Here is a 22,294-nt window from a genome sequence, read left to right as displayed (position 1 = left end):
CCTTGTTAAGCTTTTATTTTAAAATTAATTGATGTGATGGTGCAATTTATACTATAGTTTTTACAACCCTGGCCATCCCCGCCAATAACTATGTTATCACTAACTTTAACCCATGCATGGCCTAAAAAAGATTTATTTTCTTGATCAGTTTTTATTATGCCAATGTGAATTACATATGGTATTTTGTAATATCTTAATAAAGTTTTTACCATAATCGCTTCGATAAGACATTTGGATTCCCATGGTACATATTTTGATACTAATGTAGCTGTTCTACTGATTTTATATGCTAGTATTATTTGCTGCTCATCAGCAGGAATAGAAAGTTGTTTATTCTCATAAATATAACCTAAATACCAAAATATTTTTTTAAAGCTTAATGTTAATGATGCAAATCTAGCTATGCCACTAATCGGGTAAAGTATTATAAACCAGATTTTCCTTTTTAAAGGCATCTTAGTAGCTGTGCGAAGTTTTCTGAATGCTTTTTGTATGATCATTTTTTTACTCGTATAGCTTTTTTATCTAATAATTGATTTAGGAAATTTATTGTATCTTGTTGACATCGTTCTACAGAAATATCATATTCTTGACACAGTTGTTGGCATATATCCTCACAACTAATTTCAAACTCTAATAATTCCCAAATTCTATTGCCAATTTCTCCAGTAGTATAGAAATTATTATTACTAATATCCATCATTATTAGTTCATTATCTATCTCTGAAGAGTAAAAGTCATTATTTCTAGATATTTTATCTTTTAGATTTATTTTATTCATATATGTTCTCCTAAATATTTTGTATTATTATTAATTGAAAAAACTTTATTAAATTGAGAGTCTGCAATACTACTTAACTTTTGATAGTTTCCTTGTTCAATAATTTTACCACTGTTCATTACAATGATATTATCTGTAGCTCTTAAAGTTGATAATCTATGAGTTATAATGATAATAGTTATTTGCCCTTTAAGTTTTTTGAGAGTTTCGTATATTAGTTCTTCATTTTGTATATCAAGAGCACTAGTAGCCTCATCTAATAATAGCACTTTGGGTTTTCTTAGTAGCGCTCTAGCTATAGCTAGTCTTTGTTTCTGTCCACCTGATAAATATACACCTCTATCTCCTATAACAGTATTTATGTCATTAGGTAGTTTGACAACAAAATCATACAAAGCAGCTAATTTTAAAGCTTCATGAATATCTTCATCAGTAGCTTTTGGAGCTGCCCATAATAAGTTGTCTTTGATACTCTCATTAAAAAGATATGTATCTTGGGGAACATAGCTTATTAATTCTCGCCAGCTATACATATGCTCTTCATCAAGTGTGATATTATCAATTTTTATATATCCACTATCGGCACTTAAAATACCTAGAAGAAGATCAGCTAATGTACTTTTACCAGCACCAGATTCACCTACAATAGCTACTGTTTGATTTGCATATATGCAGCAGTTTAGATTTTTTAAGACTTTATTATTTGCATAGCAAAAATCAACATTTTTAAGTTGAATTTTATCTTTTAGATCTATTTTGAAATCTTTATGTTGAGTTTCTTTATTTTTCTCAAGTTCAGCAATCATATCTTTTGTTTGTATATATATAGGCACAATATTTAAGATGCGAAAATAATTTTGTTGTATCGTTGTTAGATTAGGTAATAGTCTTGCAAATACCAACAAAAGTGCAATCATTGATACTAACTGAATTTCAAAAATTACCAAAGCTGCATAGAAAAATATTGCCATTATAATAGCTGAGGATATTTTTACAAACAAAGAAATTCTCTTTTGTGAATTGATAAACTCCATTTGTAAAGCTTCACTTTGTTTATTTAAGATATCAAAATGCTCAATATAATTATCTATAGTGTTGTAGCTTTTTGCTAATTTTACGCCATCTAAAAAAGAGCTAAAAGCAGAATGTATCTTTGTATGGACAGCAAAATTCATTTGACCGTTAATAATAGGATTAAATTTATGTGTTATTGTAAAGATTATCAAAGATAAAAATATTGTGATTAAGGTTAAGCTTGGTGATATTATTAACGCAAATAAAATATACATTAAGGCAATAAGTATAGCTGATATAATTTGAAAGCTAAACATAGTCAGAGTAGATATTTGTGCTAATCCACTAGAGAATAGATGTTCAATATCTTTAATTTTATTTCTTATCAAATATCCCCAGCTAGCATGAGCAATTTTATAGTTAAATTCTTTCTTTAAGCTATAAAGATAAGATTTTTTGAAAGAGTTTGTTACAGTGGTATTTACATAATCTATCACTGCTGCAAAAACTATCAGTACTAAAAATAGCAATAAGACAATAAAAATTGCTATTTCTTTGGGAAGTTCAGAGAGTATGCCTAAGTGTATATTTGTTAAAGATTCACTGTGATTATTCCAGCCAAAAAAGTGTAATAAAGGTATAAGTAATAATAAACCAATACCTGCACAAAATGTGTTGATAATAGTTAATGTACACCCCAATACAAATTTAGAGGGCGAGTGCTTTATCAAGTCGTTGATGTATAGGTAAAAGTAATATATATTTTTTTTAGTATTTTTCATTAAATATTAGTCTCTATTAACTCTACTAATTCCGGTATAGTTGTCTTTGCACGGATATTAAGAATTTTAAAAAAACTTGCTTGTGCTGCTAACTTAAATGATATTTTTGCTTTCTCCAGTTTAGTTCTACTATCAACTGATATTAGTTCATCAGCAAAAATATTATTGTGTATTAACGCAATTTTATCAATCCCATTAACTTTTTCTAATAGGCTTTGACTTTCTAGATTTTGTGTCCTAAGTTTAAATACATTTTTTACTAGTAGTTTTTTATTACAAAATGGTGCTTGCCAGTAAAATCTTTTTAATTTCGGTCTAACTTTTAGTAGGTCTTCGTTATTTATTTCGAGTAGTTTGGTTGCTTGAAGCCAAAGTTTTATATATCCAAAAGCAGATTCAATATATACTTTGTCATCGATTAGCGACAATACACAAAATTGATCAGCTAATATCTTATAATCTTTTTTAGCAAGAGCCGCTAAAAGAGTAGATTTTCCTACACCTGATTTTCCTAACAGCAAATTTGCTGTCTCACCCTCTCTACTAAAGCTGCAGCCTCTTAAAATAATCTTACCTTGCTTTGCTAAAAAATATGGTATAGCAGCACTGACTAAGAAATTAACTAAAGTTTGACTGTCAGTATCACCATAGGTCTTAATGACTATTCTATCATCACTAATTTTGTAGCATCCAATTGAGGGTATATCTAAAATTACATTTTCTTGAGTATCTATACCTACTCCCATACTAATTTGCTTTTTAATTGTAAAAGATAGGTCATCTACAAGTTCTATGGTAACGATTGGCTGTTGTGAATCAAAACTTTTAACTATATTCAAGAATGGTATAGTTAGTTGAGAATTTATATTTATTCCATAAAACTTGTATTTACGCATTAGTTAAGTTTATTTCATTTGATTCTTAAATTAGTATATGTTTATAATAGACATTATTCAATCTCCAGATGAAAATATTTTAATGCTAGAAAAAATTAAATATAAAACTGTATGGTTAGCATCTTATCCTAAATCGGGCAATACTTGGTTTAGGATTTTTTTAACTAACTATATTAACGATTCTGAAACGCCTGCTTCAATTAATGATTTGGAACGAACCCCTATCGCTAGTTCGAGGTGGCATTTTGATCAACTCTACGGTATTGATTCTGCAGACTTATATCTTGATGAAATAGATAGTATGAGACCTGCGTTGTACGATAGCTGGAAAGAAAATGAAAATATGCAGTTTCATAAGGTTCATGATGCATATACTTATGTTGGTGATCGACCTATATTAGGTAATCCAACTAATCAGGCTGCAATATATCTTATCAGAAACCCTTTAGATGTAGCTATATCATTTGCTCATCATAGTGGCTATGAAGATATCAATAAGATTATAAAAGAAATGGCTGATGATGATTTTACACTTTGTGGAACTGACAAAACTATGCGAAATCAACTTAGACAAAAGCATCTTAGTTGGAGTAATCACGTCAAGAGTTGGGAGAATGCACCAATTGATAAGCTTTTTCTCAGATATGAAGATATGGTAGCTAATCCTATCAAAGAATTTGGAAAAGCTATAGAATTTTTAGGTATGGAACTAGACCAAGCAAGATTGGAGAAAGCAGTTGAGTTTAGTAGTTTTGAAAATCTTAAAAAACAAGAGCAACAAAATGGTTTTCAAGAGAAAGCTCCAAATGCAAAAAGCTTTTTTAGAAAAGGTAAAGTTTCTGATTACTTAGAAACTTTAACTCAAGAGCAAATCAATAAAATAACCCAAGATCATAAAGAGGTAATGCTCAAATATGGCTTCATTAAACTATAAAACAGACATTACCTTTCAATTCCTACTATATCTAATACGAAAACATATTCATAAAAGCAACCAAGATTATGTTGATGAATTTGATATACAAAAGATTGAGCAGGTTGATTTTGATAGGTTATTTAAGCTTATAACATATCATAAAGTCGAGTTAATAGTCTTGCCAATTATAAAAGAGATTAATATCCCAAAATTTGATTATAATCGATTAAGTTTAAGAGCTAAAAAAATAGTTACTAAGCAGTTATTAATGGAGAAGTTGCTATCAGATATATTATCTAAATTCACTGAGCATAATATTGAAAACATTGTTCTTAAAGGATTACCATTAGATAAAAAGCTTTATGGCAATAACAGTAAAAGGGTTTATAAAGATATAGACATTTTGACAAAAGAAGATCAGCTAAGAGTTGTACATAACATACTCTTAAATATTGGCTTTGATATAAGCAAACATAGTCGTTATAGTCTTGAGTTTATTGAAAAACATCCTCTATGTAAGAGAGGAATAAAAGATCTTACATATATACATAAAAAGTTTAAAATAGTATTAGAGTTACATTGGCGAATAACTATAGTAAGTGATTTAAAAATAATCTTTGATCAGAAATCTTTTTTCAAAAAGATAGTTTATAATTCAAAAGAATATAACACACTGATAGATGAATATGAGCTTTTATATCTTATCTATCATGGAGGTATGTCTGGCTGGCATAGGCTAAAGTGGCTTATAGATATTACTGATTACCTAAGTCTAGTAAATGTAGACAAAAAAGCTTTCTATAAATTAGTAAATACGACTAAATGTCATAAGTTTATTATAGACTTAAATGAAGTAGCTAAAGAGTATTTTCAATTAGAATTAGCTGTATTGGGTTCACCAGAAATATTAGATTATAGAATATTTAAATCTTATAGGCATCAGTATATTTTTGAGAAGAATTATTTTTCTGATTTATCTATTAGACAACTGTCTATTAGAGACTTATTGTATCTTTTTATAGTATCGCCGAATAAAATCAAATATTTGCAAACTTACATGATAGGCTATTACTATAAGAAAAAAGCTATTAAACTTTTAAATAAAATATAATTTATTGAGGTGAAAGGTGCAAACCCATCTAAGAAAACTAGAAAATGAATCAATACAGATATTTAGAGAAGTGGTAGCTCAATTTGAGAATCCAGTAATGCTTTATTCTGTTGGTAAAGATTCATCAGTTTTGCTTCATTTAGCTCGCAAAGCTTTTTATCCAGCGAAGATACCATTTCCATTACTTCACATCGATACAATGTGGAAGTTTAAAGAAATGATAGAGTTTAGAGACAAAACGGCAAAAGAATATAATTTTGAGTTAATAGTACATATTAATCAACAAGGAGTTGAGCAAGGTATAAATCCTTTTTCTCATGGTAGTGCCAAACATACTGATATTATGAAAACACAGTCACTTAAACAAGCCTTAAATAAGTACAAGTTTGACGCAGCATTTGGTGGTGCTCGTCGTGATGAAGAAAAGTCTCGTGCTAAAGAAAGGGTATTTTCATTTAGGGATAAAAATCATCGCTGGGACCCTAAAAATCAACGCCCCGAATTATGGAGTATTTATAATTGTATGGTCAACAAAGGAGAAAGTATCAGAGTTTTTCCGCTCTCAAACTGGACTGAGTTAGATATCTGGCAATATATTTATATGGAGAATATTAAGATTCCGAGTTTATATTTTGCCAAAGAAAGACAAGTTGTTGAGTATGATGGGATCTTAATGATGGTTGATGATGATAGAACACCTGAAGAGCTTAGAGAAAAAGCACAAATGAAAAAAGTTCGCTTTAGAACATTAGGTTGTTATCCATTGACTGGTGCTATTGAGTCTGAAGCAAATACCTTACCAGCTATAATACAAGAGATGTTATTGACAAAAACTTCTGAGCGACAAGGTAGAGCTATAGATAAAGACAGTAGTAGCTCTATGGAAAAGAAAAAGATTGAAGGGTATTTTTAGTATTTAACCTTAACATCTATAAAATATAAACCTGTATGCTTACCATAGTTATTTGATATAAATGTTATTAATGGTGACATTACTATATCTATTAATTCTACAAAACGGTTATAAGATGGCGCTGTAGGAAAGTAATGCTTCCAGTAAATTTTTATAAACTCAACATACTAAGTTTTAAAATCTTTAAATCTAACAGCTTGATACATAACCAAAATAATCATTATTTCGCTTAAAGATAAACTTGTTTTTAAACCAGCTTTTTTTGTAATTAATTGACTTGCTTTGTAATTCTTTATGATAAATAAAAAATCGTCTATACGGCAAAAGGTTAAGATAAGTTGATCTATCATTATTGTCAGAATTTAAAGGTTTTTCACTTATTTTAACCTAAAAACACCACTAAACCCCTTATACTACAAGGCTCTAAATCCCAAACTGAGGTTAACCTAAAATTACTCTTAAACCTTTAATTTACAACTCTTTTAATTCCGATCTGAGGTAACTTTAGAAGGTTTAATTTTAGCTTTATATTTTTTTTGTAAAAAAACTATTTTAATTTTTAAATTATCCTGTATAATAAAAATATGTAAATTAAGAAATGGTGCATCAAATAATGTTAAAGAAAGAGTGGCAATGCCCAATATTAAAACAATTTAAACCAGAATCCTTGAATGAAATTGAGGGAAAACCTAACCGTTATCCGCTTGAAGGGTTGCCAAGTACAGATCCTGATGGATTATCATAAAACCCAAAGATACTTTAACTATGTTAAATTTAACCTGTATTTTTGTTTTAAAAGTATATAAAATAACTACATATAGAAATATAATTTTAAGTTTTCTATTATATTACTATAATTTATTTTATTACTTTAATTAGTTCTAGTTTAGTTGTATATTATATTTTATAGGTTAAAAACCTCTACATATTAGTAATTTTACATTTATTGACTAAGGATATAATAATAAATGTCACATCAGTCAGATTTGATTGCAACAAATATCCAAAAGTACTTACGGCAACATCAACAAAAAGAATTGCTTAGGTTTATCACATGTGGAAGTGTGGATGATGGTAAGAGTACATTAATAGGTAGGCTTTTACATGATAGTAAGTTAATTTTTGAAGATCAATTAGCCTCAATCGTAGCAGATAGTAAGAAAATCGGTACTCAGGGTGATAGGTTAGATTTGGCACTGTTAGTTGATGGTTTACAATCTGAAAGAGAACAGGGTATTACTATTGATGTTGCTTATAGGTATTTCTCAACTGATAAACGAAAATTTATTATTGCAGATACTCCTGGTCATGAGCAGTATACCAGAAATATGGCTACAGGAGCTTCAAATTGTGATCTAGCTATTATACTTATAGATGCTAGAAAAGGACTACAAACACAAACGCGTAGACATAGTTTTATCTGTTCATTACTTGGTATAAAGCATGTCATAGTTGCTGTTAATAAGATGGATACTGTAGGCTATTCTCAAGAAATTTATAAATCTATACAAGATGAGTATTTGAAATTAGCGGGAAGTTTACAAATTCCAGATATTAGATTTGTACCTATATCAGCTCTTGATGGTGATAATGTAGTTTCAAAAAGCACAAAAATGCCTTGGTTTAGAGGTTCTCCACTAATGCATTATTTAGAAACTATAAAAATAGATTATGCTTATACTGATGAGTTTCGTTTTCCTGTACAGTTAGTTTGTAGACCAAATTCAGAGTTTAGAGGATTTCAGGGAACTGTAGTATCAGGTTCTGCTAAAATAGGAGATACTATTAGGGTAATGCCTAGTGGTAAAATTACTACAATAAAGTCAATACTAAGCTTTGATGGAGAGTTAAACGAAGCGGAGGCTGGTCAGTCTATAACTATAACTACCTACGATGAAATAGATATTAGTAGGGGGGATATGATTGTTCATAAAGATGCGATATCACATGTATCATCAATGCTTAGAGCAAATATTGTATGGATGTCTGAACAACCTTTAATAGAGTATAAAGATTATTATATTAAATTCTTGACAAAACAGGTTATAGGTAGTGTAAATAAATTTAATTATAAAACCGATATAAATACTCTTAAAGAGGTAGCTTGCGGTACGCTTGAGCTAAATGAAATAGCAACAGTAGAACTAAATCTTTCTGAACCTGTTTGTTTTGATAGCTATCAAAAAAATCGAACTACAGGAGCTTTTATAATTATAGATCGACTCACCAATGTTACCGCTGGAGCAGGTATGGTTATCAAGCCGCTAGCAGCTAATGATAAAAAAGATAGTACTAATGATTATTCAGAGTTTGAACTAGAACTAAATGCACTTATTAGAAAACATTTTCCACATTGGGATGCTAAAAATTTAAGGGAATAGTTTCTTTTAAGAGGTTAAAATGAGTGATAATATTATATGGCATAAAACTAGTGTTTCAACTGAAGAAAGAAGCTTGCAAAAAAAACATAAGCCGATAGTTTTATGGTATACAGGGCTTAGTGGGGCTGGTAAATCTACTATTGCAAATGCTGTTGATATAATGTTGTACGAAAGAGGTTGCCATACTTATATAATAGATGGCGATAATATACGTCATGGTCTTAACCATGATTTGGGTTTTGATGAAATAAGTAGAACAGAGAATATACGCAGGGTTTCAGAAGTAGCGAAGCTTTTTGTTGATGCTGGTTTAATAGTTAGTATAGTTCTGATATCGCCATTTATTTACGATAGAGAACAAGCGAGAAAAATTATTGGTGATAATTTCATAGAGATATTTATAGATGCGCCTTTGGCAGAGTGCGAAAGAAGAGATCCTAAAAAATTATATAAAAAAACCAGACAAGGACAAATTGCCAACTTTACGGGTATATCTTCGCAATATGAAAAGCCTATAAATCCTGATATACATATTACAACTACAACAAAAACAATTGAGGAATGTGCTGCTAAAATTATAAACTATCTATTTGACAAAAATATAATTACTAAAATATAAACTATACTTTAATTAGAGTTTTAAAATCATTTTATTTAAATTCGTTGATATAGTGTACATAAACTTTCCCTGTTTAAAAAAATTAAAATTTATATATTTGTTTAGTTATTAAAGATAGCTCATTAATTACTTCAGTAAGCCTGGCAATCACTTGTCGAAATACCTTTTTTAATATTTGTAAAATAAATTATGAACTTTTGCTTAACCATCTCATTTTTAACTTGCTTTACAACAAATTAAAATTAATAATTTAATTAGTTTATTTTTAATAATAGACGTTTGCCCGAGGCAAAACAAAAATTAAATAAATGTAGGAGAAATATAATGGAACAAGATAAAAAAAAGAAAGAATGGCAAACACCGATATTACACAAGTGGGAGCCAGACACTTCAAATGAAATTGAGGGAAAGCCAACCCACGATGCTGGAGAGGGTACAATTTTTCCTAACGAGGGCCCGTCTTAGTATATAACATAGGATCTTTTACTTAAAGAAGTAATTAGAGAGAAATTATAGTAGTCCTAAAATTTATTTCTAAGTTTTCGTCAATAGGTACCATATTATAATGTTAAGCAAAGTTATGATTAATATAAAATAATTAAAGCAAGTTTGTTAATCCAGAATTTAGAAATGACATTTTAGTAGTTGTATCGAAAAAATAATGATCCTGATATAGTGCTCTGCGATGGTTAGAAGCATAACGAGGTGGTGTGACTCCGGAGATTGTGCTCGAATCAAATCATTAATTAGCTCTTGATGTAATCAAAAAATAGAATTTGTATGAGAAGGCTTATTCTAATCTAATGCTTAGCTAGATTGTTGTAGTTTTGCTTTTTGATTTAATCTATATATACCAAATAGTATCATAATTGTAACCAGCGCAAAACCTAGCTGAGCATACGGAGATGCTAAAACCAAATCTCTACCGTGATAAAAGCTTACAATATAACTACCAGCAGCTGCAATCATATTTTTTACAAAGTTTACAATTGAGTTTGCGGTACCAAAACTATGGTCTATTTGATCGATAGCAAATGCATAGATAAGAGTTGAGCTAAAAGAAACATTACCACATAGCACAAACATTGTTAGAGTGTAGATCAGAGCATTATCTAGATTTAAGCTATTAAATATTATTAAAGTAATGCAGCTTAGAGTGATTAACGCAACACTATAATATAAGAATTTTAATTGTTGTACTCTGTTTGAGTATCTCTTTATGAGAATATTTGCAAAAATAGCACTAACGCAACATAAACCATAATATAAGCAGTACCAGAAAGAACCAGTTGTATAATTATCAAGGTATATCAAAGCTGATGATGATATATATATAAATAATGCTGCAAAAATAGTACCACTAGCAACAGTTGCTAACATAAAACTAGGATTAGTGATATGCTGGAAGTAACTAGGTATTAGCTTTATTAGACTTGATTTTCTATCTTTATGCTCTAGAGTTTCTTCGATTAAGCAGGCACATATAAGCATAATCACACCGTAAACAGTGAGAAAATGAAATGTACTTTGCCATGTGTGAGTTAGCTCAGTAAGTATCGTACCGATTATTGGTGCTATAATAGGTGCTATTAATAATATTATGATTATAGATGCAACTAAACTAGTAAGTTTGGCACCTTTGTAGCAATCACGCGCAATTGAAAAAGCAATTACAGCACCTACAGAGTCAGATAAACCTTGAAGTAGACGCATAATCTCAAGCATTTTAAAATTATAGCTATAAGAGCATAGTACAGTACTTATAATGTAAATAACGCTGCCGATGATGATAACTTTCTTGCGACCATATTTATCAGATATAGCCCCCCAGAAAAGCATACCAAAAGAGAAGCCAATAAAGTAGGTCGCAAAAGTTGTCAAAACTGTACTATTGTTGACACCAAAATCACGAGCTAACATGGATATCGCTGGCGCGTAGGTGTTTACAGCTAGAGGTGGTAAAGCAGCAAATAAAGCTAAAATTATAGGGAATAATTTAGAATTTCTAGTTATAAGTTTCATAGATTTAAAGTGTAGTTTTAATAATCTTATTTTATGCTATCAAGTATATACTCTTTTAATTTTTTACCAACTATTTTATATCTCCAACCAGCAAGGAGTTTATTATTTGTGTAGTTAGTATCAATACTTAGATTATATGCTAGTGAGCGAATATCTTTTCTTGAGGCGATTATACTAGAATCAAATTTAAATTGTTTGGCCTGAATATCAAAAAAAGCAACTATCTTATCATTTAGTTCTGCAGCTAACTTACTACCACTTTTTTGCTCTAGTATTACTTGGTCCAAGCTTTTAGTTGAGCTAAGCGCGGTAATAACACCTTTTTTAATCCAAGGTTTTAATCTTTTTAGCTCATCATGATCAAAAGAGTTAAGAGATTTAGGGTTTGTATGAGCAATAATGTATAAGATTTTATTGTTAAAAATAAACCTTACGGGAATATTTTTTTCTTGAGCAATCATTTCTCGCCATTGTGCTATTAAAATAGCATTTTTTTGCGTTTTTTCATCAAATTTTTGGATATTACCTATTTTGTTATAAATACTTTCAATAGAGTTAAATTGTGCTTTTTGTATTTCAACTAGTTCCTGCTCAAAAAAATCTTGATATTGACTTTTAGCTAGTTGTTGCTGCAAAAACTCTTTTAATTGTATGAGGTATTTAACATCTTTGATAGCATAGTCAAGTTGCTTTTGTGATAAAGGTCTATTGCGCCAATCTGAAAACTGAGATTCTTTTTCCATTTCAATATCTAAAATTTCTTTTAAAAGAGTTTTTAGCGATGATTGTGTTTGAAATCCAAGAAAGGCTGCTGCAAGTTGGGTATCAAAAATATTATTAACCTCACAGTTAAAAAACCTTTTGATAATAGGGATATCATTGGTTGCGGAGTGAATTATTTTTTGGATATCCTTAGCTGCAAAAATATCTTTTAACTTACTAAAATCTAGTTCCTTGAGTGTATCTATTAAAAATATCTCATTTTCAGTGGCTATCTGTAGCAGACAAAGTTCAGGATAGTATGTGCGCATCCAATAGAACTCAGTATCTATAGCTAGCTGTGATGTATTTCTAAGAGTTGCTATAACATCATTTAATTGCTTGTTTGTATTAATTATCATCATTTTTTTAGTTAAAATATCTCAAGAGATTTAAACTTATCTATTTAAATTAGTATAAAAGTTTATATATGTTAACATTTTTCATAAACTCAGTGTTTAATAAAATTAGATGATTACAGATAATTCTAAAGATTTTGATTTAAAAAGCTTTTTAGCTAATTTAACTACGCATTCAGGCGTTTATCGTATGCTTGATAAGCATGGTGAAATAATTTATGTCGGTAAGGCAAAAAATCTTAAAAATCGCGTCAATAGTTATTTCTCAAAAGGAGCTAAAGATAGTAAAACCTTAATGATGGTTGAGCAAGTTGCTAGAATTGAGATAACTATCACCCCAAGCGATTATGAGGCGTATTTATTAGAAAATAATCTAATTAAGCAACATCGCCCTAAGTACAACATTCTTTTTAAAGATGATAAAAGCTACCCATACTTAGTTATTTCACGTGATAAGTTTCCACGTGTGTCTTTTTACCGTGGTAAATCGGCATATAAAAAGGGACAATGTTTTGGACCTTATGTTTCTATATCGTCAGTTAAAAATACGCTAAATATTATCCAAAAAATATTTCCAATTCGCCAGTGTGAAAATTCATACTATAAGTCTAGAGTTCGACCATGTCTACAATATCAAATTAAACGCTGTTTAGCGCCATGTGTTGGCTTAGTATCTCAACAGCAATATGATGAACAATTAGCGATACTGAAGAAGTTCTTAGCCGGTAAATTTAGCAGTGTTTTAGAAGAAATCTCTGCAAAAATGTATCAAGCTTCTGAAAATATGGAGTACGAGAAAGCTCAATTTTATCGTGATCAATTAGTAGTATTGCGCAAATTACAGCAGCAGCAGATAGTAGATATCCAAGCTGATAAAACTTTTGATGTAATTGGTATATATATGCAGGGTAACTATGCAAGTATAGCTTTATTACAGATCCAAAATGGCGATGTTGTTGCAGATAGACATTGGAGTATAGATGCAAAAAGCCAAGATAAAACTTCAATAATGCACGCATTTTTATCACATTTTTACTTAGGTGATGAGATTCGTAATATTTGGCCTAAGAATATAATCTTATCAAAAGTTGATTTTGCTGTTATTACAGATCTTATGAATAGTATTTCGCAAAAAATTGGTCAAACGATAAACTGGATAGTTGCTCCAGCTGCTGATAATCTCAAGTGGCTGAAGTTAGCCGAAGTGAATGCCCGACAAAAGCTAAATATCTATACAAGTTCAAAATCACAATATCAAAAGCGTTTAGAATCTTTAAAAGAATTTGTTGGCCTAGAAAAAGATATTAAGCGTATCGAGTGTTTTGATATTTCTCATTTTCAAGGTGAAGCAACAATAGCATCATGTGTAGTATATACAGATAAGGGTGAAGATCGCAAATCTCATCGTAGATATAATATTAAAGATATTAAGCCAGGCGATGACTATGCAGCAATTCATCAAGCAGTATCTCGTCGGGTTAGTTCTGGATTAGAGGTAAATAATCTACCAGATGTAATGATAATTGATGGTGGTAAAGGTCAAATTCATCAAGCAGAGGCAGTTTTTAGAGAATTTGGAATCCAAGATAAAGTTCAGCTTGTCAGTTTGGGTAAGGGTGTTGAGCGGATAAGTGGTAAAGAAAAAATCTATAAAGGTTTTGATAATACTGAATATAGACTAGATGAGCATCATCCAGGGTTTTTACTGTTACGCCAAATTAGAGATTCTGCCCATGATCATGCTATCAAAGGACAGCGTAAAAAAGTAAGCTCAAATAGACAATCATCAATTATAGAGGAAATTGAAGGAGTTGGACCAAAACGCCGTAAAGCTTTAATGATGTATTTCGGTGGTTGGCAAGAGTTATCTAGAGCATCTGTTGATGAGATTGCCAAAGTTAAAGGAATTAGTAAAAAGTTAGCCCAAGAAATTTGGCAATGTTTTCATTAAAAAAAAACTAAATTATAGCTAATTAATCCTGTAGAATGTTGATATTTCAAAAAATATAAAGTCTAAAAATGACTAAAAAAAGCTTGTTATTTATTATTTTAGGGATATTTTCAATATTCTTTTGCTACTTCTTTGTTGATAAACACATAGTATGGTTTTTGCACGAGCATAACTCAAGACAATACACAATTATGAAATTCTTTTCTGATGATATGGTTTCTTTTCTAAATATGTTAATTTTTGTATTTTACATATATTATTTTATTAAGCTTTTATACAAAAAAGTATCTGCTTTTGATGCAAAGTTTTTGCTAGTTGCGAACGCTGTAGTTATAGGTCAATTTATCAAAGAAACATTAAAAGGTATCTTTGGTAGATATTGGACAGAGACATTTAGAAATCATAACCCTTCATTAGTTAGGGATAATCTTTATGGTTTTAACTGGTTTAAGTTTAATGGCGATTATGCCTCATTTCCTTCCGGTCATGCAACTTTTATTTTCTCATTTAGCGTGAGTATGTGGATTTTATTTCCTAAGTATAGATGGCTTTGGGTATTGCTAATATTTTTAGTAGTAATTACTCAGTTATTACAATATTTTCACTTTGCTAGTGATCTAATCGCTGGTGCGATGCTTGGCTCAATCGTCGGCTACTATACCACACGGACATATCAACAAAAGCGTTAATTTTTATCTTTAAAAACTTATAACTTTAACAAAAGTATAGTTATAAAATACCGATATGTTAAAATTATTACAAATATTTAATTTTTAATTTTATACAAAATAGGGTAATGGAAAAAAAACAAATTAAAGCAGTATCACTTATTTCTGGTGGCCTTGACTCAATGCTGGCAACAAAAATGATGCTTGAGCAAGGTATCCATGTTGAGGGAATAAATTTTTTTACCGGTTTCTGTGTCGAAGGACACACACATGCAATAAGAAAACATGATAAAGAAAAACAAAAGCGTAATAATGCTCTTTGGGTTGCTGAGCAATTAGGCATAAAATTGCATATTATTGATGTGATTGATGAATATAAAGATGTACTAATAAACCCTAAGTACGGCTATGGCGCAAATATGAATCCATGTTTAGATTGTAAAATTTTTATGGTGCGTAAAGCTAAGGAATGGGCTATAGAAAATGGTTTTGATTTTATAATTACTGGTGAGGTTATTGGTCAAAGACCAATGTCTCAACGTAAAAGTACTATGCCTGTAGTCCAAAAACAATCTGGTATTGATGATTTACTTCTTAGGCCTTTAAGTGCTAAGAATTTACCTGAAACAAAACCTGAAAGAGAGAGCTGGGTTGATAGATCTAAATTAATGGCAATTACAACAGGTAGGGGTAGAAAAGATCAAATGAAAATGGCTCGTGAATGGGGAATAGAAAATTATGCTTCTCCTGCTGGCGGCTGTTGTTTCCTTACTGATAAACAATACTCTGATAAATTAGTTGATTTATGGCAAGCGCGTAATTCAAAAGAATATGAGTTTGATGATATTATGTTACTTAAGATTGGTAGGCATATTCGCTTTAAGCCTGAGTATAAGCTTATAATTGGCCGTGAAGAGGGTGAAAACAACTACCTAAACGGTTACAAAAATCAATTTATAAATGTTTATTGTTCATCACATACAGGCCCTTTGACTTTGATAGATGGTGATTTTGACAAAAATGATGAGCAATATACTGCGCAAATTTTAGGTAGGTTTACGCAAGGAAAAAATGCTAATAATGTAAATATGATATTTAATTATTTAGATGGTACTAGTAAGGAAGTAACTGTCGAGCCTATGCCAGCTGATGAGATTAAAAAGGAGTGGTATATATAAATGCAACAGTTAAATTTAGAAAGGCTCCTTTGCCCTATGCCTGTTATCAAAACACAAATCGCCCTGAAAAAGATGCAAATAGGTGAGCAGTTAAAAGTACTTTGTACTGATCCTGGTACTATGCATGATATCCCAGCATGGTGTAAGATAAATGATTATATACTTGTCAAAGCAGAGCAAGTAGCAGATAAATATGAATTTATAATAGAGGTGAAATAGTGGATCATTCAGTTTTAAATGTATTGGTTTGTCCCATTTGTAAAGCAAACTTACATTATGATAAAGAAAATCAAGTTTTAGTTTGTAAAGCGGATAAACTAGCTTACCCGATTCGCGAGAATATCCCTGTAATGTTAGTTGAAGAAGCCAAAAAGCTAACTCTTGAAGAGGTAAAAAAATATGGCTAATATCCATATTGTAATTCCAGCAAGGCTTAAATCAACTCGTCTACCGAATAAGATGCTAGCTGATATTGCTGGTAAGCCAATGATCCAGAGAGTATATGAACAAGTAGCCAAATCAAAGTTTGATAGTATAATAATAGCTACAGACTCTCAAGAAATAAAAGATATAGCTAAGAGTTTTGGTGCAAAAGTAGTTTTGACAAGAGCAGATCACGAATCAGGTACAGATAGAATAGCAGAAGCTGTCACTAAATTAGGTTTTGCTGATGAAGATATTGTTGTAAATGTTCAAGGTGATGAACCTTTGATACCTGTTGAGAATATTGAACAAGCGGCACAGTTATTGATAGATAAACCAAAAGCTGTAGTCTCGACATTGTGTGAAAAAATCACTGATGTAGAAGATATTTATAATTCTAACAATGTCAAAGTAGTTTTTGATAAAAATAACTATGCTTTATATTTCAGTAGAGCGCCTATCCCTTTTGAGAGAGGTTTTTCTGAGAATCTGCAGGTTAATATTTCAGAATTTTTTAGACATATTGGTATATATACATATCGAGTGGCTTTTCTAAAACATTATGCTGAACTTACAGTTTCACCAATTGAGAAATACGAAGCATTAGAGCAACTTAGAGTTCTATATAATGGCTATAAGATTGCAATAGCTCAATCATCTAAACCAACTCCAGCAGGTGTTGATACACCGCAAGATTTAGAAAAAATAAGGAGGCTTTTTGATGTTTAAATTAGATTCTCGCTTAGCAGCTGATACTTTTGAAGTTTGTGAGCACCTAGACTGTAAAATTCTAGTAATGAATAACGCTATTGTACCTTGGTTTATAGTTGTACCTTTTACAGATAGAACAGAGTGGTATCAGCTTGATGACCCTGTTCAATACAATATAAATACTATTATCAATAAACTCTCTAGATTTATATTAAAAGAATATAATGCTGATAAGTTAAATATAGCTACTATAGGTAATGTTGTTAAGCAAATGCACCTACATGTAGTAGGACGTTTTGAAAATGATCCGGCTTGGCCAGCTCCAGTATGGGGTAATATACAATCTAAACCATATACTGAGCAAGAAAAAAACAATTTACTAGAAAAAGCCCGAAGTATCTTTTAAATTCTATGAGTGCCTTGGCAAGCCTTTGAAATATAAAATATTGGTTTTATATTAAATTTTTCAAAATAGTTTTTCTCTAAGTAGCTGGTATAATCTTTTAGAAGCTTTTTAGGTAAAAGATGTATTGTAGAACCACCAAAGCCACCACCAGTCATTCTAGCTCCATAAATTCCAGCAAAATTTTGAGATAATTCAACTAGGTAATCAAGTTCATCACAGCTGACCTTATAATCATTTTTTAGTGAATTATGCGACTGATACATCAGCTTACCTAGTTGTTGCCAATCTTTAACTGCCATTGCTTTAGTAGCATCTATAACTCTTTGATTTTCTGTAAATACATGTAATGCTAATTTATAATCTTCTTCAGAGAAGTTTAACTTTGTATATTCTAGCTTTTGAGAATCTAATTCACGCAGTGATTTTATCTTATGGAATAAAGCGATATTTTCACAAACTTGGCGGCGCTTATTGTAGGCAGAGCTTGCTAAATTATGCTTGATATTTGTATCACAAATTAGCACTGATAGACTATCAAGTTCAAAAGGAATGTTGTCACAATGATTATTATTACAATCAATCATTGTTGCAGCATTTTGTTGTGAAAATAAGCATGCCATTTGATCCATAACTCCACATTTTGTACCAATATATTGATGCTCTACTTTTTGGGCAATCTTAGCAAGCTCAAGCTTAGAAAGATTTAGTTGATAGATTTCATTATAGGCATAAGCCAAAGCTGTATTTAATGAAGCAGATGAGGAAAGACCTGCACCAAAAGGTAGATCACTAAATATATAAATATCTGCTCCTTTGATATCGTTAGAGAAATCTTGCTTGATGATATTTATAGTTCCTTTTATATAGTTTTGCCACGTATTAGCTAATTGTTGCTTAATTTCATTTATGCAAAACGATGTGGAATCATCAAGATTTTCACTATATACATTTACAATACTATCATCTCTAGTTGCAATAGATATAAAAGTACCTTTGTTGATAGCAAATGGCATTACAAAACCATTATTATAGTCGGTGTGTTCACCGATTAGATTGACTCGACCTGGTGAGAAAAATACTTTAGGAATTTTATTATAAAGTGTGGTGAAACGATTGGATAAATTATCTCTGATACAGTCCATCATGATTATAACTCTCTTAAAAGTTGTGCTGCTAGCTCTGGAGTAATATCTCTTTGCGATTCTCCAAGCATTTCAAAACCAACCATAAATTTTTTAACTGTTGCTGAGCGCAGTAAAGGTGGGTAGAAATGTGCATGAAGTTGCCAGTAGTTACACTCTGTAGCATTTATTGAACCATGCCAGCCCATAGAGTATGGGAAAGAAGTATCAAATAGTTTATCGTATTTTACTAACAAAACTTTTAGAGCGTTAGCTAGAGTTTTTCTTTGCTGATTATTTAAATGATTTAGATGTGAGCATTTAAATTTTGGTAGTAGTAAAGTTTCATAAGGCCATGTTGCCCAAAATGGTACAACAATTAACCAATCATCATTTTGGAAAACAATTCTATCTTTCTCATTAATCTCACGATTTACATAATCTAGCAGCATATTAGAACGATTTTTTTCAAAGTATTCTAGCTGGGTTAGATGTTCTTTTTGAGCTTCTGTTGGTAAGAAATCACAAGCCCAAATTTGTCCATGTGGATGAGGATTTGAGCAGCCCATGATAGAACCTTTATTTTCAAAAACTTGTACCCATTGATATTTTTTGCTTAACTCTGCCACTTCAGTTGCCCAAAGATCTACTACTTTAGTGATATCATCTTGTTGCATTGACGCCATTGTAAGATTATGTTTTGCAGAGAAGCAAATAACTTTGGCAATACCAGTAGCACCACTTAGCTGAAATAAATCATCATTTATCTCAAGATTTTTGTCTATTTTTTCTTTAGAGAGAGCAGAAAAATCATTCTCAAATACAAAAGTCTCTTTAAAATCAGGATTAACTTCTTCATTAGCTCGAGTATTAGTTGGACAAAGATAGCACTTGTCATCATACTCCGGAAGAGTATTTTTTTGAGTATCTTCAGACTGACCTTGCCATGGTCTGCTAAGCCTATGAGGCGATACCAAAACCCACTCATTAGTTAAGATATTCTTACGACGATGCGAGAATTTGAGCTGTGATATTGTGGCTGAAATATTCATTTATAAATCAAAAAATAGTTGTTTTGTATTTTAACTATAGTATATCATGAACATTTTGAGTTATTTAGTAAAAATTAACATAAGGAGTTTACAATGCAAAATAAAAAAAAAATAAATTTTGTAGTTATCCGTGTGGCTATAATAGCAGCACTTGCTGGGTTACTTTTTGGCATGGATATTGGTTATGTCAATGGTTCGTTATATTTTATATCACAAACATTTAATCTTAGTGTTGCTGAAAGTGGTCATGTTTCAAGTGTATTATTGCTTGGTGCTGCTTGTGGGGCGCTATTTAGTGGTTTTTTATCAAAGCATTATGGACGTAGAAAGGTTTTGCTTATAGCAGCAGCTATTTTTTCTATTTTTACAATAGTCGGAGTTATGGCGCCCAATTATCAAATTTTTATTAGCTCAAGGTTTATTTTGGGTACTGCAGTAGGGATTGCTTCATTTATTGCTCCTTTATATTTATCAGAAATCGCCCCAAAAGAGTTTAGAGGTGCTTTGATTGCTTTATATCAGTTAATGATAACTATTGGTTTATTTTTGGTTTTCTTAACCAATTCAGCTCTAGAAAGTACAAGTTCTTGGAGAATTATGCTTGCAGTGCTTGCAATTCCATCAGTAATAATGTTCTTTGGATGTTTAACATTACCTAGAAGTCCAAGATGGCTTGTTTTAAAAGGTAATGATGATGAGGCTGCTATTGTTCTTAAAAAAATAAGATCCAGCGAAACTGAAGCACTAGAAGAGCATAATGAGATTAAGCAGACAACACATAGAGGTGTTAGTGTTTTTTCTTTGCTTAAGCAGAAGTTTTTTATAAAAGTAGTACTTCTAGGTATAGCTTTGCAAGCATTCCAACAGTTTACTGGTATGAATGCATTTATGTACTACTCGACAGATATCTTTAAATTAGCTGGATTTACTAACCCTTCGACATCAACAATAGTGATTGGCTTACTTAATATGCTGACAACCTTTTTGGCAATTAAGTATGTTGATAAATTTGGTCGTAAGCCAATTTTATACTTTGGTTTAAGTTTGCTGATAATCTCATGTATTGTTGTTGGCTTTATCTTTAAGACACATTTTGTATATGGACAAGCAATGGTTTTATCACAAACATTACAATGGGCTGCTTTGATATTTTGCTTATTATTTATCTTTGGATTTGCAATATCAATGGGTCCGGTGATTTGGATTCTATGTTCAGAAATCCAGCCAATTGAGGGAAGAGATTTTGGGGTAACCGCATCTACTATGAGTAACTGGATTTGTAATGCGATTATAGGTAATTTTGCGCTTACTTGGCTGACATTCCATCCTGATAGCACTTTCTTTGGTTTTGCGATATCTTGTATAGTTTGTATATTATTTGTTAAGTTTTTTGTCCCTGAAACAAAAGATGTTTCATTAGAAGAAATTGAAAATAACCTTAGGGGAGGTAAATCTTTAGCAAAAATCGGTCGTTGTCAAACAGTATAAAGATAAATAGTGAGATATTTCGAGGCACCAAGAATATAGAAAGTTTATCTAATTATTTACAAAGAATAACACTAGAAGTTTATTATTTAGACTAAATCAACGATTTATTGTAAAATTGATAGTTGTAGCGTACTCGAATGTGATAATGGGTGCAGGAGCTTGGGGTAAACCGATGATATTTGTTAGTTATGCTCTTTTCTGTATCATTGCAATAATATTCCTAAAGCTTTTTGTTCCTGAAACAAAAGGTGTTAGCTTAGAGAAAATAGAAGATAACCTTATCTCAGGTAAAAAATTACGTAATTTAGGCCAATAACCGCTTTTTAATATAAGTTGTATATTTTTACTAAATAATGTATCCTTTAGAACTGTAATTAGTAATAGTTAAATCAAAAAATAAGGAACCGTAATATATGAAAGCTTCAGCTAGACATTTGCTAGTACAATCAGAATCTGAATGTCAACAAATCAAAAAAGACATAACTGAAGGTAAAATAAATTTTGAAGAAGCAGCTAGAAAGCACTCTCTATGTCCATCTGGAGCTAGAGGTGGTGATCTAGGGACCTTCTCCCAAGGACAAATGGTTCCTGAGTTTGATAGAGTTGTATTCAACGATGAGTTACACAAAGTTCATGGTCCAGTACAGACTCAGTTTGGTTATCATCTATTAGAAATTACATCACGTGGATAATTTAAATTTCTCATAATTTTCAAATTATTTAATAAATTTCTCATACAAAAA

General features: G+C 30.9%; 24 protein-coding genes and 2 pseudogenes. 17 read left to right on the top strand and 9 right to left on the bottom strand.

The window, feature by feature from the left end; all coding sequences use genetic code 11:
- Positions 1-5: 5 nt before the first annotated feature.
- From CGC45_RS04950 to CGC45_RS04935, 4 genes are read right to left on the bottom strand one after another with little or no spacing between them, the layout of a single operon-like run.
- Positions 6-500, bottom strand: a complete 495-nt coding sequence (locus tag CGC45_RS04950) for a lasso peptide biosynthesis B2 protein (RefSeq protein ID WP_114702075.1) — start codon at positions 498-500, stop codon at positions 6-8.
- Entirely contained in the window at positions 497-781 is a 285-nt protein-coding gene (locus tag CGC45_RS04945; protein WP_114702074.1) for a PqqD family peptide modification chaperone, read from the bottom strand. Before CGC45_RS04945 ends, CGC45_RS04950 begins: the two co-directional genes overlap by 4 nt.
- Complete coding sequence (locus CGC45_RS04940; RefSeq protein ID WP_257211273.1) at positions 778-2,577, bottom strand: ABC transporter ATP-binding protein; 1,800 nt, start codon at positions 2,575-2,577, stop codon at positions 778-780. The genes CGC45_RS04945 and CGC45_RS04940 overlap by 4 nt, the downstream gene beginning before the upstream one ends.
- Complete coding sequence (locus CGC45_RS04935; protein ID WP_114702073.1) at positions 2,577-3,473, bottom strand: P-loop NTPase family protein; 897 nt, start codon at positions 3,471-3,473, stop codon at positions 2,577-2,579. Before CGC45_RS04935 ends, CGC45_RS04940 begins: the two co-directional genes overlap by 1 nt.
- Before the next feature lie 37 nt (positions 3,474-3,510).
- Between CGC45_RS04935 and CGC45_RS04930 the strand changes: the two genes are divergently transcribed.
- From CGC45_RS04930 to cysD, 3 genes are read left to right on the top strand one after another with little or no spacing between them, the layout of a single operon-like run.
- On the top strand, positions 3,511-4,407 hold the full coding sequence (locus CGC45_RS04930; RefSeq protein WP_257211272.1) for a sulfotransferase domain-containing protein: 897 nt from the start codon (positions 3,511-3,513) through the stop codon (positions 4,405-4,407).
- Positions 4,388-5,500, top strand: a complete 1,113-nt coding sequence (locus CGC45_RS04925) for a nucleotidyltransferase family protein (RefSeq protein ID WP_114702072.1) — start codon at positions 4,388-4,390, stop codon at positions 5,498-5,500. Before CGC45_RS04930 ends, CGC45_RS04925 begins: the two co-directional genes overlap by 20 nt.
- A gap of 16 nt (positions 5,501-5,516) precedes the next feature.
- Positions 5,517-6,413, top strand: a complete 897-nt coding sequence (cysD, locus tag CGC45_RS04920) for a sulfate adenylyltransferase subunit CysD (RefSeq protein WP_114702071.1) — start codon at positions 5,517-5,519, stop codon at positions 6,411-6,413.
- Positions 6,414-6,427: 14 nt separating this feature from the next.
- Here the strand turns inward: cysD and CGC45_RS04915 are convergent.
- A pseudogene (locus CGC45_RS04915) lies at positions 6,428-6,763 on the bottom strand (IS982 family transposase); the annotation flags it as partial.
- Positions 6,764-7,026: 263 nt separating this feature from the next.
- Between CGC45_RS04915 and CGC45_RS09335 the strand changes: the two are divergent.
- The 4 genes from CGC45_RS09335 (at position 7,027) to CGC45_RS09015 (ending at position 9,878) form a co-directional block, all read left to right on the top strand.
- Positions 7,027-7,158, top strand: a complete 132-nt coding sequence (locus CGC45_RS09335; RefSeq protein WP_257211271.1) for a hypothetical protein — start codon at positions 7,027-7,029, stop codon at positions 7,156-7,158.
- Between the two features lie 223 nt (positions 7,159-7,381).
- Positions 7,382-8,794 (top strand): sulfate adenylyltransferase subunit CysN, encoded by a 1,413-nt coding sequence (cysN, locus tag CGC45_RS04910; protein WP_114702070.1) that lies wholly within the window; start codon positions 7,382-7,384, stop codon positions 8,792-8,794.
- 19 nt (positions 8,795-8,813) lie between these two features.
- Complete coding sequence (gene cysC, locus CGC45_RS04905; RefSeq protein WP_114702069.1) at positions 8,814-9,413, top strand: adenylyl-sulfate kinase; 600 nt, start codon at positions 8,814-8,816, stop codon at positions 9,411-9,413.
- A 324-nt stretch (positions 9,414-9,737) separates the two neighbouring features.
- Positions 9,738-9,878, top strand: a complete 141-nt coding sequence (locus CGC45_RS09015) for a hypothetical protein (protein WP_162790235.1) — start codon at positions 9,738-9,740, stop codon at positions 9,876-9,878.
- 342 nt (positions 9,879-10,220) lie between these two features.
- Here the strand turns inward: CGC45_RS09015 and CGC45_RS04900 are convergent, their stop codons facing one another.
- Together CGC45_RS04900 and CGC45_RS04895 are read right to left on the bottom strand one after the other, a co-directional pair.
- A complete protein-coding gene (locus tag CGC45_RS04900) occupies positions 10,221-11,435 on the bottom strand; it encodes a Bcr/CflA family efflux MFS transporter (RefSeq protein WP_071629230.1) in 1,215 nt (404 codons plus the stop codon).
- Positions 11,436-11,461: 26 nt separating this feature from the next.
- On the bottom strand, positions 11,462-12,556 hold the full coding sequence (locus CGC45_RS04895; protein WP_071629971.1) for a ribonuclease D: 1,095 nt from the start codon (positions 12,554-12,556) through the stop codon (positions 11,462-11,464).
- Between the two features lie 109 nt (positions 12,557-12,665).
- Between CGC45_RS04895 and uvrC the strand changes: the two genes are divergently transcribed.
- The 7 genes from uvrC to CGC45_RS04860 all read left to right on the top strand — a co-directional run bounded on the left by uvrC (position 12,666) and on the right by CGC45_RS04860 (position 17,890).
- Positions 12,666-14,504 carry an excinuclease ABC subunit UvrC gene (uvrC, locus tag CGC45_RS04890; protein WP_071629229.1) on the top strand — a complete coding sequence of 613 codons (1,839 nt, stop codon included), beginning with the start codon at positions 12,666-12,668 and terminating at the stop codon, positions 14,502-14,504.
- A gap of 68 nt (positions 14,505-14,572) precedes the next feature.
- Entirely contained in the window at positions 14,573-15,193 is a 621-nt protein-coding gene (locus tag CGC45_RS04885; RefSeq protein ID WP_071629228.1) for a phosphatase PAP2 family protein, read from the top strand.
- 107 nt (positions 15,194-15,300) lie between these two features.
- On the top strand, positions 15,301-16,350 hold the full coding sequence (locus CGC45_RS04880) for a tRNA (5-methylaminomethyl-2-thiouridylate)-methyltransferase (protein ID WP_114702068.1): 1,050 nt from the start codon (positions 15,301-15,303) through the stop codon (positions 16,348-16,350).
- Positions 16,351-16,569 (top strand): sulfurtransferase TusA family protein, encoded by a 219-nt coding sequence (locus tag CGC45_RS04875; protein ID WP_071629226.1) that lies wholly within the window; start codon positions 16,351-16,353, stop codon positions 16,567-16,569.
- Positions 16,569-16,757 carry a Trm112 family protein gene (locus tag CGC45_RS04870; RefSeq protein WP_071629225.1) on the top strand — a complete coding sequence of 63 codons (189 nt, stop codon included), beginning with the start codon at positions 16,569-16,571 and terminating at the stop codon, positions 16,755-16,757. The genes CGC45_RS04875 and CGC45_RS04870 overlap by 1 nt, the downstream gene beginning before the upstream one ends.
- Positions 16,750-17,502 (top strand): 3-deoxy-manno-octulosonate cytidylyltransferase, encoded by a 753-nt coding sequence (kdsB, locus tag CGC45_RS04865; protein ID WP_071629224.1) that lies wholly within the window; start codon positions 16,750-16,752, stop codon positions 17,500-17,502. The genes CGC45_RS04870 and kdsB overlap by 8 nt, the downstream gene beginning before the upstream one ends.
- Positions 17,495-17,890: an HIT domain-containing protein gene (locus CGC45_RS04860; RefSeq protein WP_071629223.1), complete on the top strand. Its 396-nt coding sequence runs from the start codon at positions 17,495-17,497 to the stop codon at positions 17,888-17,890. The genes kdsB and CGC45_RS04860 overlap by 8 nt, the downstream gene beginning before the upstream one ends.
- Here CGC45_RS04860 and galK read toward each other — a convergent pair.
- Together galK and CGC45_RS04850 are read right to left on the bottom strand one after the other, a co-directional pair.
- Positions 17,887-19,035, bottom strand: a complete 1,149-nt coding sequence (gene galK / locus CGC45_RS04855) for a galactokinase (protein ID WP_071629222.1) — start codon at positions 19,033-19,035, stop codon at positions 17,887-17,889. The genes CGC45_RS04860 and galK overlap by 4 nt on opposite strands.
- A 2-nt stretch (positions 19,036-19,037) precedes the next feature.
- Positions 19,038-20,063, bottom strand: a complete 1,026-nt coding sequence (locus CGC45_RS04850) for a UDP-glucose--hexose-1-phosphate uridylyltransferase (RefSeq protein WP_071629221.1) — start codon at positions 20,061-20,063, stop codon at positions 19,038-19,040.
- Between the two features lie 93 nt (positions 20,064-20,156).
- On the opposite strand from CGC45_RS04850, the gene CGC45_RS04845 reads away from it, so the two are divergent.
- From CGC45_RS04845 to CGC45_RS04835, 3 genes and pseudogenes are all read left to right on the top strand, one after another.
- Entirely contained in the window at positions 20,157-21,551 is a 1,395-nt protein-coding gene (locus tag CGC45_RS04845; protein WP_071629220.1) for a sugar porter family MFS transporter, read from the top strand.
- 121 nt (positions 21,552-21,672) lie between these two features.
- Positions 21,673-21,867, top strand: a pseudogene (locus CGC45_RS04840) (MFS transporter); the annotation flags it as partial.
- A gap of 97 nt (positions 21,868-21,964) precedes the next feature.
- Positions 21,965-22,243 carry a peptidylprolyl isomerase gene (locus tag CGC45_RS04835; protein ID WP_071629218.1) on the top strand — a complete coding sequence of 93 codons (279 nt, stop codon included), beginning with the start codon at positions 21,965-21,967 and terminating at the stop codon, positions 22,241-22,243.
- Positions 22,244-22,294 lie beyond the last annotated feature (51 nt).

It is taken from the genome of Francisella opportunistica (assembly GCF_003347135.1).
Lineage (GTDB): Bacteria > Pseudomonadota > Gammaproteobacteria > Francisellales > Francisellaceae > Francisella > Francisella opportunistica.
This window is presented reverse-complemented; position numbering and strand designations above follow the sequence as displayed.

What these genes read in the sequence shown, in the direction of transcription:
- CGC45_RS04950 (WP_114702075.1), bottom strand. Translation starts at nt 500, where the DNA reads ATGATCATACAAAAAGCATTCAGAAAACTTCGCACAGCTACTAAGATG.
- CGC45_RS04945 (WP_114702074.1), bottom strand. Translation starts at nt 781, where the DNA reads ATGAATAAAATAAATCTAAAAGATAAAATATCTAGAAATAATGACTTT.
- CGC45_RS04940 (WP_257211273.1), bottom strand. Translation starts at nt 2,577, where the DNA reads ATGAAAAATACTAAAAAAAATATATATTACTTTTACCTATACATCAAC.
- CGC45_RS04935 (WP_114702073.1), bottom strand. Translation starts at nt 3,473, where the DNA reads ATGCGTAAATACAAGTTTTATGGAATAAATATAAATTCTCAACTAACT.
- CGC45_RS04930 (WP_257211272.1), top strand. Translation starts at nt 3,511, where the DNA reads ATGTTTATAATAGACATTATTCAATCTCCAGATGAAAATATTTTAATG.
- CGC45_RS04925 (WP_114702072.1), top strand. Translation starts at nt 4,388, where the DNA reads ATGGCTTCATTAAACTATAAAACAGACATTACCTTTCAATTCCTACTA.
- CGC45_RS09335 (WP_257211271.1), top strand. Translation starts at nt 7,027, where the DNA reads ATGTTAAAGAAAGAGTGGCAATGCCCAATATTAAAACAATTTAAACCA.
- cysN (WP_114702070.1), top strand. Translation starts at nt 7,382, where the DNA reads ATGTCACATCAGTCAGATTTGATTGCAACAAATATCCAAAAGTACTTA.
- cysC (WP_114702069.1), top strand. Translation starts at nt 8,814, where the DNA reads ATGAGTGATAATATTATATGGCATAAAACTAGTGTTTCAACTGAAGAA.
- CGC45_RS09015 (WP_162790235.1), top strand. Translation starts at nt 9,738, where the DNA reads ATGGAACAAGATAAAAAAAAGAAAGAATGGCAAACACCGATATTACAC.
- CGC45_RS04900 (WP_071629230.1), bottom strand. Translation starts at nt 11,435, where the DNA reads ATGAAACTTATAACTAGAAATTCTAAATTATTCCCTATAATTTTAGCT.
- CGC45_RS04895 (WP_071629971.1), bottom strand. Translation starts at nt 12,556, where the DNA reads ATGATAATTAATACAAACAAGCAATTAAATGATGTTATAGCAACTCTT.
- uvrC (WP_071629229.1), top strand. Translation starts at nt 12,666, where the DNA reads ATGATTACAGATAATTCTAAAGATTTTGATTTAAAAAGCTTTTTAGCT.
- CGC45_RS04885 (WP_071629228.1), top strand. Translation starts at nt 14,573, where the DNA reads ATGACTAAAAAAAGCTTGTTATTTATTATTTTAGGGATATTTTCAATA.
- CGC45_RS04880 (WP_114702068.1), top strand. Translation starts at nt 15,301, where the DNA reads ATGGAAAAAAAACAAATTAAAGCAGTATCACTTATTTCTGGTGGCCTT.
- CGC45_RS04875 (WP_071629226.1), top strand. Translation starts at nt 16,351, where the DNA reads ATGCAACAGTTAAATTTAGAAAGGCTCCTTTGCCCTATGCCTGTTATC.
- kdsB (WP_071629224.1), top strand. Translation starts at nt 16,750, where the DNA reads ATGGCTAATATCCATATTGTAATTCCAGCAAGGCTTAAATCAACTCGT.
- CGC45_RS04860 (WP_071629223.1), top strand. Translation starts at nt 17,495, where the DNA reads ATGTTTAAATTAGATTCTCGCTTAGCAGCTGATACTTTTGAAGTTTGT.
- galK (WP_071629222.1), bottom strand. Translation starts at nt 19,035, where the DNA reads ATGATGGACTGTATCAGAGATAATTTATCCAATCGTTTCACCACACTT.
- CGC45_RS04850 (WP_071629221.1), bottom strand. Translation starts at nt 20,063, where the DNA reads ATGAATATTTCAGCCACAATATCACAGCTCAAATTCTCGCATCGTCGT.
- CGC45_RS04845 (WP_071629220.1), top strand. Translation starts at nt 20,157, where the DNA reads ATGCAAAATAAAAAAAAAATAAATTTTGTAGTTATCCGTGTGGCTATA.
- CGC45_RS04835 (WP_071629218.1), top strand. Translation starts at nt 21,965, where the DNA reads ATGAAAGCTTCAGCTAGACATTTGCTAGTACAATCAGAATCTGAATGT.